This window comes from Streptomyces coryli, from assembly GCF_011044975.1.
Lineage (GTDB): Bacteria > Actinomycetota > Actinomycetes > Streptomycetales > Streptomycetaceae > Streptomyces > Streptomyces coryli.
The window spans coordinates 1-11,939 of the sequence record NZ_JAAKZV010000242.1 but is presented as its reverse complement, the minus strand read 5'-3'; the positions used below and the strand labels follow the sequence as shown (position 1 = coordinate 11,939).

At 69.7% G+C, this 11,939-nt stretch carries 11 protein-coding genes; 5 read left to right on the top strand and 6 right to left on the bottom strand.

Going from position 1 to position 11,939, the window contains the following annotated elements; genetic code table 11:
• The 6 genes from G5C51_RS34170 to G5C51_RS34145 form a co-directional block, all read right to left on the bottom strand.
• On the bottom strand, positions 1 to 732 hold a 732-nt coding region (locus G5C51_RS34170), incomplete at its 3' end, for a TerD family protein (RefSeq protein WP_165243344.1).
• 82 nt (positions 733 to 814) lie between these two features.
• Entirely contained in the window at positions 815 to 1,966 is a 1,152-nt protein-coding gene (locus G5C51_RS34165; protein WP_165243342.1) for a DUF475 domain-containing protein, read from the bottom strand.
• 42 nt (positions 1,967 to 2,008) lie between these two features.
• Complete coding sequence (locus G5C51_RS34160) at positions 2,009 to 2,587, bottom strand: TerD family protein (RefSeq protein WP_165243340.1); 579 nt, start codon at positions 2,585 to 2,587, stop codon at positions 2,009 to 2,011.
• A 164-nt stretch (positions 2,588 to 2,751) separates the two neighbouring features.
• Positions 2,752 to 3,327 carry a TerD family protein gene (locus G5C51_RS34155; RefSeq protein ID WP_165243338.1) on the bottom strand — a complete coding sequence of 192 codons (576 nt, stop codon included), beginning with the start codon at positions 3,325 to 3,327 and terminating at the stop codon, positions 2,752 to 2,754.
• A gap of 22 nt (positions 3,328 to 3,349) precedes the next feature.
• Positions 3,350 to 3,835: a peroxiredoxin gene (locus G5C51_RS34150; RefSeq protein WP_165243336.1), complete on the bottom strand. Its 486-nt coding sequence runs from the start codon at positions 3,833 to 3,835 to the stop codon at positions 3,350 to 3,352.
• Positions 3,836 to 3,886: 51 nt separating this feature from the next.
• Complete coding sequence (locus G5C51_RS34145) at positions 3,887 to 4,315, bottom strand: DUF3052 family protein (RefSeq protein ID WP_165243334.1); 429 nt, start codon at positions 4,313 to 4,315, stop codon at positions 3,887 to 3,889.
• A gap of 401 nt (positions 4,316 to 4,716) precedes the next feature.
• Here G5C51_RS34145 and aceE point away from each other — a divergent pair, with 401 nt between their 5' ends.
• The 5 genes from aceE (at position 4,717) to G5C51_RS34120 (ending at position 11,771) form a co-directional block, all read left to right on the top strand.
• Entirely contained in the window at positions 4,717 to 7,464 is a 2,748-nt protein-coding gene (aceE, locus tag G5C51_RS34140; protein ID WP_165243332.1) for a pyruvate dehydrogenase (acetyl-transferring), homodimeric type, read from the top strand.
• 91 nt (positions 7,465 to 7,555) lie between these two features.
• Positions 7,556 to 8,770: an alpha/beta hydrolase gene (locus G5C51_RS34135; protein ID WP_338118403.1), complete on the top strand. Its 1,215-nt coding sequence runs from the start codon at positions 7,556 to 7,558 to the stop codon at positions 8,768 to 8,770.
• 100 nt (positions 8,771 to 8,870) lie between these two features.
• Positions 8,871 to 9,743 carry a DUF4429 domain-containing protein gene (locus G5C51_RS34130; RefSeq protein ID WP_165243330.1) on the top strand — a complete coding sequence of 291 codons (873 nt, stop codon included), beginning with the start codon at positions 8,871 to 8,873 and terminating at the stop codon, positions 9,741 to 9,743.
• Positions 9,744 to 9,771: 28 nt separating this feature from the next.
• Positions 9,772 to 11,094: a sensor histidine kinase gene (locus G5C51_RS34125; RefSeq protein ID WP_165243328.1), complete on the top strand. Its 1,323-nt coding sequence runs from the start codon at positions 9,772 to 9,774 to the stop codon at positions 11,092 to 11,094.
• Complete coding sequence (locus tag G5C51_RS34120) at positions 11,091 to 11,771, top strand: response regulator (protein ID WP_165243326.1); 681 nt, start codon at positions 11,091 to 11,093, stop codon at positions 11,769 to 11,771. Before G5C51_RS34125 ends, G5C51_RS34120 begins: the two co-directional genes overlap by 4 nt.
• The last annotated feature ends 168 nt before the right edge of the window (positions 11,772 to 11,939 follow it).

Here is an 11,939-nt window from a genome sequence, read left to right as displayed (position 1 = left end):
CCCCCACTGCAGCCCCCACCCGTACAGCCGGTCCAGCTCCGACTGGAACCCGTACACGTACTTCACCTCGCGCCGGACCGTGATCTCGCCCTTGATGTTCTCGATCATCACGACCGCGCAGGACCGCGCCTCCGGCGCCCGCTCGTCCAGCCGGATCTCGACGCGCGGGCCGGAGCTCGGGTAGAGCGTGACGATGGCCTGCGTACGGTCGAAGGCGGGGGTGCCGTCGTAGATGTAGACGAAGATGAGCAGCCGCTTGAACTCATCCCGGTGGTCCATGTTGATGTAGACCGTCTCGCCGGACCCGGACCCGAAGCGGTCGTCGCCGCTGAGCTTGATGTATGGCGGGGAGTTGATGTCGCCGAGGAAGTTGCCGAGCGGCTGCACCACCCCGCGCGCCCCGCTGTTCAGCTCGTACATGCAGGCCAGGTCCAGGTCGACATTGACCATCGCCTGCCCCTGCGGCGACGGCATCTCGGGCCGGAACAGCTTCGACGGATGCCGCAGCAGCCCGCCGCCACTGGTGCTGCTGCGCCGCCGCCGGGTGGTGAAGTCGTCGACGTCGGACGAGCGCATCCGCCAGGAGAGATTCACCCGCAGATGGCCGCGGTCGGCGCCCTGCTTGGCCAGCGAGACCACCGGATTGCGCTTGGTGAGCTGCACCGAGTACGAGGCGCCGACACTGTCGAACTGCCGCACCCCTTCGCGCCGCCAGTTACCCCAGAACCCCATGGCTCGCACCCTCCCCTGGACAAACGACTGCGAGGCAGCCGCCGGACGTCTCCGGCAACCGCCCCGCACTCAGTAGCTTTCCTCAGCGGACGCCAGAAGCAACCTCCGACTTTTCGCCCTTAGGGCCCTCGTCATCGCCGCCCTCGGCGGCAATGCGGCGGTTGCGCCGCACCGAGGAGTAGAAGGACGCGGCGATCAGGCCCACGCCGATGAGGCCGGTGATGACCTCGTGGATGTGCCACTTGATGGTGACCATCAGCAGCACGGCGAGGGCGCCGATCGCGTAGTGCGCGCCGTGCTCCAGGTACACGTAGTCGTCGAGGGTGCCCTCGCGGACCAGGTAGACCGTGAGCGACCGGACGTACATCGCGCCGATGCCGAGGCCGAGCGCCATCCAGAAGATGTGGTTGGTGATCGCGAAGGCGCCGATGACGCCGTCGAAGGAGAACGACGCGTCCAGCACCTCGAGGTACATGAACATGAAGAACGCGGCCTTGCCCGCGAGCCCGACCGCGGTCGGCTCCTTGCCGGCCCGCTTCGCGGCCTCTTCCTCCTCGTGCTCCCGCTCTTCCTCCTCCTCGAGCTTGTTCTCGAAGTGGTTGGAGAGCCCGCCGACGATCAGATACGTGATCAGACCGGCGATGCCCGCGAGCATTACCGTGCCGGACTTGTCCGCGTGTCCGGTGCTCTGGACCGCGCTGGTGGCGATGGTGGTCGCGGTGACGAGCAGCGCGATGAGCGCGATGCAGACGGAGATGGCGTCGATCCGGCCGAAGCGGGAGAGCGGCTTCTCGATCCACTTGAGCCACTTGTGCTCGTGGTCGTCGAAGATGAACTCGAGGAAGATCATCAGCAGGAACATGCCGCCGAACGCCGCAATCGCCGGGTGGGCGTCGGTGACCAGATCCTCGTACTGCTGGGGATGGTCGAGCGCCAGCCGCACCGCGTCGATCGGACTCTTACTGGCCGTCACCGCCACGATCACCACGGGGAAGACCAGCCGCATGCCGAAGACGGCGATGAGGATGCCGATGGTCAGGAAGATCTTCTGCCAGAAGGCATTCATCTTCTTCAGCACACCGGCGTTGACCACCGCGTTGTCGAACGACAGCGAGATCTCGAGCACGGACAGGATCGCCACGACGGCGAAGCCCTCCCAGCCCCAGAAGTAGGCGGCGGCAGCGAGGCCCGCGACGGTGACGCCGAAGGACCAGCCGAACGTTCTCCAGATCACTTGCTGTCCAATCCGATCTTTGCCGGCAGTTTTGCCCGAGCTTTAAGCAACGTTGACGCCGAAGTCTAGAGCGATGCCACGCAGACCCGACGCGTACCCCTGCCCAACAGCCCGGAACTTCCACTCATCGCCACGCCGGTAAACCTCACCGAAGATCATCGCGGTCTCCGTGGAGGCGTCCTCACTCAGGTCGTAGCGCGCGAGCTCGGCGCCGTCCGCCTGGTTCACCACGCGGATGAAGGCATTGCTGACCTGCCCGAACGCCTGTCCGCGCACCTCCGCCTCATGGATCGACACCGGGAAGACGATCTTCTGGACCGCGGCCGGCACGGTCTTCAGATCGAGGATCAGCGACTCGTCGTCACCCTCGCCCTCACCCGTGAGGTTGTCGCCGGTGTGCTCCACCGAGCCGTCCGGCGACTTGAGGTTGTTGTAGAAGATGAAGTACTCGTCCCCGAGGACGCGCCCGTCGGCGCCGCAGAGCAGTGCGCTCGCGTCGAGGTCGAAGTCCGCGCCCGTCGTGGAGCGCGCGTCCCAGCCGAGGCCGACCAACACCTGAGTGAGGTTCGGCGCGGCTTTGGAGAGGGAGACATTGCCCCCCTTGGCCAGTGTTACGCCCATATCTGCTGTCCCCTCCTGGACTGTGCTGCCATCCCAGTCTCGCAAAGCGTCTCAAACGACGGCCCGGCGCCGCCTCCCCCTGTGGAAAACCCCGGAGAGGGCGGCACCGGGCCGGCGCCGATCGCTTCGGTGATCGCGGCTCGTAGCCCGACCAGTCGCTCCGATCAGACGTTCACGCCGAAGTCCTGCGCGATGCCGCGCAGCCCCGACGCATAGCCCTGACCCACCGCGCGGAACTTCCACTCCGCGCCGTGCCGGTACAGCTCGCCGAAGACCATCGCGGTCTCGGTCGAGGCGTCCTCGCTGAGGTCGTAGCGGGCGATTTCGTTGTTGTCGGCCTGGTTCACCACGCGGATGAACGCGTTGCGCACCTGGCCGAAGGACTGCTGGCGCGACTCGGCCTCGTAGATCGACACCGGGAAGACGATCTTCTCGACGTCCGCCGGCACACCGGCCAGATTGACCTTGACCTGCTCGTCGTCGCCCTCGCCCTCACCGGTGAGGTTGTCACCGGTGTGCTCCACGGAGCCGTCCGGGGACTTGAGGTTGTTGAAGAAGACGAAGTGCTGGTCGGAGACGACCTTGCCCTCCGCGCCGGTCAGCAGCGCGCTGGCGTCCAGGTCGAAGTCATTGCCGGTGGTCGTGCGGGCGTCCCAGCCGAGACCGACGATCACTGCCGTCAGGCCAGGCGCCTCCTTGCTCAAGGAGACGTTGCCGCCCTTGCTGAGACTGACTCCCACGGGTCCTCCCAAATCCGATGTGTTACAGGCTCTCGAGGGCCTTAACGTAGTCGTTCAGATCACGTGCGTCCGGCAGATCGTTGACCACGACCCAGCGGATCACGCCGTTCTTGTCGATGACGAAGGTGCCGCGCACGGCGCAGCCCTTCTCATCATCGAAGACTCCGTAGGCCCTGGATACGTTCCCGTGCGGCCAGAAATCACTCAGCAGCGGGTAGTCGATGCGCTCCTGTTCGGAAAACACCCGCAGCGCGTGCATCGAGTCGCAGGAGACGGCGAGCAGCTGCACGTCGTCGTTCACGAACCGGGACTGCGCGTCGCGGAGCGCCCGCAGCTCGCCGGTGCAGACGCTGGTGAAGGCGAAGGGGAAGAACACGAGGACGGTGTTCCGCTCTCCGCGCAATTCGGCGAGACGAACCGTCTCGCCATGCTGCGTACGAAGGGTGAAGTCCGGAGCGGTATCGCCTGCGGCGGGCGGTTCATTACGGAGCGGGGCACTGCGAGCCATGCGCACAGTTTCGCACCCGGGTGCGCCCCGCCCGCCGCTGACGGCGGACTTTCAGCGCCGGGCGGTCTTGGGCGTCGCCAGCCGGCTGCCCGTCCAGTCCTTGCCTGCGCTGACGCTCTTCGACGAGGTCAGGCCCGCGGTCTTGACCGCCTCGCTGATCTCGCTCGCCTCCACGTACCCCTCACGGCCGGTCTTCGGCGTGAGCAGCACGATGTGCCCGCCCTCCTCGAGGTACTGGAGGTTGTCCACGAGCGAGTCGGTCAGATCGCCGTCGTCGTCGCGGAACCAGAGCAGCACGGCATCGGCCACATCGTCATAGTCCTCGTCCACGAGGGCCTGGCCGATGGTCTCCTCGACTTGATCGCGGAGCTCCTGATCGGCGTCGGTTTCGTCGTAGCCGATCTCCTGGACCACCTGTCCGGACTTGAAGCCCAGCCGTTCGGCCAGACTCTTCTCCGCGTGGTCCGCGGTCGCGCTCACGGATTGCCTCCTGCTCGTTTTAGGTGCATGTCAGCACCCGCGTGCGTGCGGGTACTGGCCGTAGTCCACACGGGCAGCGCGAATCGCGCAAGTACCCGGCGGCCGATCCCGCCCAAACGTTGACGTTGCCCGCCTCTGCTGCCAAAGCGGTGCGGGCATCGGACGGGATTTGTCCCCGAACGCCCGGCCAGGGGCCGAACGGGCGCACGTCCGGGTCGTCCGGCCTGGGAGGTAGGGTGGCGATTTGGGTATGCGGCCAGCCAGTGGACCTGGGGTTACCCCTCGGTAGAGATGACGTAGCCGCCACCGCGGTACACGATGGCAGTACCCAGTAGCGGGCTCCGCCCGCGGGCGGCGCGTACCCCCGCGTCGATCCAGCCCAGACCAAGCGAAGGAACAGCGTGGCTTCCGGATCCGATCGCAACCCGATCATCATTGGCGGTCTCCCCAGCCAGGTCCCGGACTTCGATCCCGAAGAGACCCAGGAGTGGCTCGACTCCCTCGACGCGGCCGTCGACGAGCGCGGCCGCGAGCGCGCCCGCTATCTCATGCTGCGGCTGATCGAGCGGGCCCGCGAGAAGCGCGTGGCCGTCCCGGAGATGCGGTCGACGGACTACGTCAACACGATCGCCACCAAGGACGAGCCGTTCTTCCCGGGCAACGAGGAGATCGAGCGCAAGGTCCTGAACGCGACCCGCTGGAACGCCGCGGTGATGGTCTCCCGCGCCCAGCGGCCCGGCATCGGCGTCGGCGGCCACATCGCCACCTTCGCCTCCTCCGCGTCCCTCTACGACGTGGGCTTCAACCACTTCTTCCGCGGCAAGGACGGCGGCGACGGCGGCGACCAGGTCTATTTCCAGGGCCACGCCTCCCCCGGCATCTACGCCCGCGCCTTCCTCCTGGACCGGCTCAGCGAGCAGCAGCTCGACGGCTTCCGGCAGGAGCACTCCAAGGCCCCGAACGGCCTGTCCAGCTACCCGCACCCGCGGAACATGCCGGACTTCTGGGAGTTCCCGACCGTGTCCATGGGCCTCGGCCCGCTGGGCGCGATCCACCAGGCCCGGATCAACCGCTACATGGAGGCGCGCGGCATCGCCGACACCTCCAAGTCGCACGTCTGGGCCTTCCTCGGCGACGGCGAGATGGACGAGCCCGAGTCCCTCGGTCAGCTCTCCCTCCCCGCGCGCGAGGGCCTGGACAACCTCACCTTCGTCGTGAACTGCAACCTGCAGCGCCTCGACGGCCCGGTGCGCGGCAACGGCAAGATCATCCAGGAGCTGGAGTCGTACTTCCGCGGCGCCGGCTGGAATGTCATCAAGCTGATCTGGGACCGCTCCTGGGACCCGCTGCTGGCCCAGGACCGCGACGGCGTGCTGGTGAACAAGCTGAACACCACCCCGGACGGCCAGTTCCAGACCTACGCCACCGAGACCGGCGACTACATCCGCGAGCACTTCTTCGGCGACGACGTGCGGCTGCGGAAGATGGCCGAGTCGCTCACCGACGACCAGCTGCTGCACCTCGGCCGCGGCGGCCACGACCACAAGAAGGTCTACGCCGCGTTCAAGGCCGCTGTGGAGCACAAGGGCCAGCCGACGGTCATCCTGGCGCAGACCGTCAAGGGCTGGACGCTCGGCCCGAACTTCGAGGGCCGCAACGCGACCCACCAGATGAAGAAGCTCACGGTCGACGACCTCAAGCGCTTCCGCGACCGGCTGCACCTGCCGATCCCGGACAAGGAGCTCGAGGACGGCCTGCCGCCGTACTACCACCCGGGCCGGAACTCCGAAGAGATCCAGTACATGCACGACCAGCGCAAGCAGCTGGACGGGTACGTACCGACGCGGGTGGTGCGCAGCAAGCCGCTGCAGCTGCCCGACGAGAAGGCCTACGCGCCCGTGAAGAAGGGCTCCGGCAGCCAGGAGATCGCCACCACGATGGCGTTCGTGCGGCTGCTCAAGGACCTGATGCGGGACAAGGAGATCGGCAAGCGGTTCGTGCCGATCGCGCCGGACGAGTACCGCACCTTCGGCATGGACTCGTTCTTCCCGAGCGCCAAGATCTACAACCCGCTGGGCCAGACCTACGAGTCCGTGGACCGCGAGCTGCTGCTGGCCTACAAGGAGTCCCCGACCGGCCAGCTGCTCCACGACGGCATCACCGAGGCCGGCTGCACCGCCGCGCTGACCGCCGCCGGATCCGCCTACGCCACCCACGGCGAGCCGCTGATCCCGGTCTACGTCTTCTACTCGATGTTCGGCTTCCAGCGCACCGGCGACCAGTTCTGGGCGATGGCCGACCAGCTGTCCCGCGGCTTCGTCATCGGCGCCACCGCGGGCCGTACGACGCTGACCGGTGAGGGCCTGCAGCACGCCGACGGGCACTCGCAGCTGCTCGCCTCGACGAACCCGGGCGCGGTCGCGTACGACCCCGCCTACGGCTACGAGATCGCGCACATCGTCAAGGACGGCCTGCGCCGGATGTACGGCTCCTCGCCCGAGCACCCGCACGGCGAGGACGTCTTCTACTACCTGACGGTCTACAACGAGCCGATCGTGCACCCGGCCGAGCCGGAGAACGTGGACGCCGAGGGCATCCTCAAGGGCCTGTACAAGCTCAGCGAGGGCCAGGCCGGGTCCGTACCGGCGCAGATCCTCGCGTCCGGCGTGGCGGTCCCGTGGGCGCTCGAGGCGCAGCAGATCCTCGCCGATGAGTGGGGCGTGAAGGCCGATGTGTGGTCGGCCACCTCCTGGAACGAGCTGCGCCGCGAGGCCGTCGACGTCGAGCGGCACAACCTGCTGCACCCCGAGGAGGAGCAGCGGGTGCCGTATGTCACCCAGAAGCTCTCCGGCGCCGAGGGCCCGAAGGTGGCCGTCTCGGACTGGATGCGCTCCGTCCCCGACCAGATCGCACGCTGGGTGCCGGGCACGTACCAGTCGCTCGGCGCGGACGGCTTCGGCTTCGCCGACACCCGCGGCGCCGCCCGCCGCTACTTCCACATCGACGCCCCGTCGATCGTGGTCGGCGTGCTCACCGAGCTCGCCAAGGAGGGCAAGGTGGACCGCTCGGTGCTGAAGCAGGCGATCGACCGCTATCAGCTGCTGGACGTCTCCGCCGCCGACCCGGGCGCCGCCGGGGGCGACGCGTAGGACCAATTGCTGTACGGGAGGGGTGAGCCCGGTCATAAGTGACCTGGCTCACCCCTCACTCGCACCCGATGTCCCCTAGGGTTTCCCACCAGTGATTGCCTTCGCGGAGTTCCGCTCCAAAACCACCGCCTCCACCGTGCGCCGAGCCGTGCTCGTCATCGCGGTGGTCTTCGGCCTCTTCGCCACCACCGGCTGGACGGCCGTGCGGGCCAGCCCGGCCATGCAGGGCCCGCATGCCGCCGAGCTCGCCAAGTGGGGCGACGCCTCCGTGGCCGGCGGGCGCGTGCCGTCACCGGAGGCGACGCCCGGCAAGGTGGCGGGCTTCTTCCGCGGCCTGACCGGAGCGGAGTCCGAGCGGCTGGCGGAGCGTTTTCCGTACGTGGTGGGCAATCTCAACGGCGCTCCCGTGGAGCTGCGGTACCACGCCAACCGGGTTGCCCTGACCAAGGCACGTGAAACGGAGCAGGCGCGCAGCCATGACTCCCGGCTCTCCCCGGAGGGCCGCAAGGAGGCGCACGACCGGCTGAAGCAGGTCGACCGGCTGCTGCGCGACGGGCGCCAGGTGCTCGCCTTCGACCCCACCGGGCGCGGCCGGGTGGCCGAGGTCCTGGGCGACCTCGACCAGGCGCAGCGGGTGTCGGTGGTGGTGCCGGGCGTGGACACCGACCTGTCCACGTACGACAAGCCCTGGAAGCCCTACGCCGCACCCGCCGGCATGGCCCGCGACCTGTACAACGCCGAGCGGGCGCAGGCTCCGCACACCCGCACCGCGGTGATCGCCTGGGCCGACTACACGACGCCCGAGGGCGTGGGCGTGGACGCCGCCACCGAGCCGCTCGCCGCGGACGGCGCGGACCGGCTGCAGCAGCTGGTGGCGGGGCTGCCGGGCCACGCGGACACCGCCCTGTTCTGCCACTCGTACGGCTCCGTCGCCTGCGGCGTGGCCGCCTCCGGGCTGCCCGACCGGGTCACCGACATCACGGTGGCCGGCAGCCCGGGAATGCGGGTGGACAGCGCACGGGAGCTGCGTACCGACGCCCGGGTGTGGGCTGCGCGCGGCGCCACCGACTGGATCCAGGACGTGCCGCACCTGGAGGTGGCCGGGCTCGGGCACGGCTCCGACCCGGTGGCCGCCTCTTTCGGTGCGCGGCGGATCTCGGCGGACGGCACCCACGGCCACGCCGAGTACTTCCGCAAGGGCACCGCGAGCCTGGCCAACTTCGCCGCCATCGGGACCGGCGGATACCCGGCGGTGACGTGCGACAGCAGCGATACGGACTGCTCGGCTCCGCTGGACCTGCGGTGACGGGACGTCCGGTGGACGGAGAACGAGGGACGCAACGCGCGTAACCGGCGCGTACGCACAGAGGGGGACGAGCGGACAAGTGGCGCCTACGATGGCCCGCATGGGTGATGTACTGGCCGGTCTTCACGCCGCCTGGGAGTTCGATACGGACTCCGTGCTCATCCGCTACGAACGGGGGATCCGGACACCCAGGCTGCTGCAGGCGCTCGGCGAGCGCCGCATACCCTTCGCCGCACTCTCGGCGGTCGACCTGACCCCGGGCAAGCGCGGCACAGTCGCCCTGCGACTGACCCCGCGGCCGGGGGCCGATCCGCTGACGGACGCGGCGGACGGGCAGTTGAAAGAGTCCTGCGATCCGTACCGGCTGGTGCTGCCGGGGGCCCGGGAGACCCTCGCGGAGTACTACCGGGACGAACTCCGGGGGGTGCTTGATCCGGCGGCTGACCAACCGGCGCCGGAGTATCTGGTGGCAGCTCCGGCGCCGCCCCTGCATTTCAAGGCTTACGACGGCAAGGCCTCCTTCGACGGCAAGACGGTGACGTTCCGGTGGTTCTGGACCGGCGCCTCGTCGGCGAAGTGGAAGGCCGGCGACCAGACCTTTCCGGTGGATGAGCTGGAGGGCGTCGAGTGGCGGTCGCCGGAGGCGCTCGGCGGGCATCTGCGGCTGCGCGGGCGCGGGGGGTCCGGGGGCTCTGGCGGCTCCGGCGGGGAGCCGGCCGCGGACCAGGACCCGGCGTCGGTGGTCTTCGGCCTCGGATACGGGCTCGTGCACGAGTCGCTGCCGTTCGCGGCCGCCGTGCTGGAGGCCCTGCGCGGCGCCTCGCCCGCCCTGCCGGCCGCCTCCGCCTCCCTCCGCCCGGACCCGGCGGACATCGCGGAGCGGATCCGCCATCTCGGCGAGCTGCACCGCACGGGGCTGCTGACGGACGAGGAGTTCAGCGCGAAGAAGGCGGAGCTGCTGGCGGAGCTGTGAGCTCCCGCGCGGCTACGCTTGATCCGCGATGGAGACCGCCGATCTGGGCTTGGCCCGTGCCGCTGTGCGGGAGGTGCGTGCCCTCGGGCGGGCGCTGGTGACGCCCGTGTACCCGGCGACGCCGCTGCTGGCCAACGCGCGGAGCCGGCGGTGGCGGCGGGCGCCGTATCTGCTCGCGCTGGTCGCGGTCGCAATCCTGCTGCCGGTCACCGTGCAGGTGCTGTCGCACGACTACGGCATGGACGGGCCGACCGCCGGGGCCATCGCCACGGCGCAGGCCGCGCCGCTGCTGCTCGCGGTGACGCGGCCGCTGCAGGCCTGGTGGATCTCGCTGGCGGGCGGGATCGTGGGCGCGGTCCTGCTCATCCCCGTACTCGCCGACAAGGTCGACCGGTCCGGTGAGCTGCAGAGTCTCTCGTGGCCCTGGCCGCCCGCGTTCATAGTGGGCTATCTGCTCCTCGCCCTGGCCATCGGCCTGCGGCACGACCGCCGCACCCTCGTCGGCGTGTGGCTGGTCACCGGCATCGCGGGCCTGTGGCTCGGCCAGATCCGGCCGAAGTACAGCGACGGCGGCAATGTGCTGCTGTTCATCCTCACCGGCGCCCTGCTGATCCTCGGCGGCGCGCTGCGCGAGCGCGGCGAGGCGCAGCGCAAGCTGACCGAGCAGAAGCAGCTGAGCGAGGCCGAGCGGGCGCAGCGCACGCTCCTGGAGGAGCGGGCGCGCATCGCCCGCGAGCTGCATGATGTGGTCGCCCATCACATGTCGGTGATCACGGTGCAGGCCGACAGCGCCTCGTACCGCATCGGCGGACTACCGGCCGCGGCCCAGGAGGAGTTCGAGACCATCGCGGCCACCGCGCGCACCTCGCTCGCCGAGATGCGGCGGCTGCTGGGCGTGCTGCGCAGCGAGGAGAGCGGCGGCGAGCGGGAGCCGCAGCCGGGCCTCGACGCGGTGCCCGCGCTGGTGGAGTCGACGGTACGGGCCGGGGTGCCGGTGGAGCTGGCGCTGCCGGACCCGCTGCCGGAACTCCCGCAGGCGGTGGGCCTGTCGGCGTACCGGATCATCCAGGAGGCGCTCGCCAACGTGGTGCGGCACGCGCCCGGCGCCCGTACCGACGTGTCCGTGTCAGGCACCGACGACCGGCTGAGCGTCCTGATCGTCAACGGCCCCGCCGCCACGCCGGCAGAGCCGCTGGAGACGTCCGAGAGCACCGGCCATGGGCTGGTCGGGATGCGCGAGCGGGTGCGGCTGGTGGGCGGCGACCTGGACACCGGGCCGCTGCCGGACGGCGGCTTCCGGGTGGCGGCGCGGCTGCCGGTGACCGAGGACGAGAGCGAGGGGGCGGCGTGACGATCCGGGTGATCATCGTCGACGACCAGGCCATGGTGCGAGCGGGCTTCGCCGCGCTGCTGGCGGCACAGGCCGACATCGACGTGGTCGGCGAGGCGGTGAACGGCGTCGAGGGCGTCGAGGTGGGCCGCCGTACGCATCCGGACGTGGTGCTGATGGACGTCCGGATGCCGGAGATGGACGGCCTGGAGGCGGCCCGGCAGCTCCTGAACCCACCGCCCGGGGTCACCCACCGCCCGAAGGTGCTGATGCTGACGACCTTCGACGTCGACGACTACGTCTACGAGGCCCTACGGGCGGGCGCCAGCGGCTTCCTCCTGAAGGACGCCCCGCCGGCGGACCTGATCTCGGCGGTACGGGTCGTGGCGGCCGGCGACGCGCTGCTGGCCCCGTCGGTAACGCGCCGCCTGATCGCCGACTTCGCGACACAGCAGCGAAAGCCGCGGCGCGGCGATCCATCGCTGCAGCTGAACGGGCTCACGCCGCGGGAGACGGAGGTGCTGGAGCTGATCGCCCGGGGCCTGTCGAACGGGGAGATCGCGGAGAAGCTGGTACTGGCGGAGCAGACGGTGAAGACCCACATCGGGAGAGTGCTGCACAAGCTGGACCTGCGGGACCGGGCACAGGCGGTGGTGTTCGCGTATGAGTCGGGGCTGGTCACGCCCGGGGATGGGTAGGGGCGCCCACTCGCCTCTGGCCGACGGCTGCTGCCCCGCCTCCGCCCCTGCCGTGCCGCCCTTGCCCAGCCACTCACCGCCCACCTTCCCGCCGCTTACGGCTCGGCCGCCCAGCACTCACCGCGCAGGGCCCAGCCCCCCAGCGCCCAGCCGCGCAACGCTCACGTC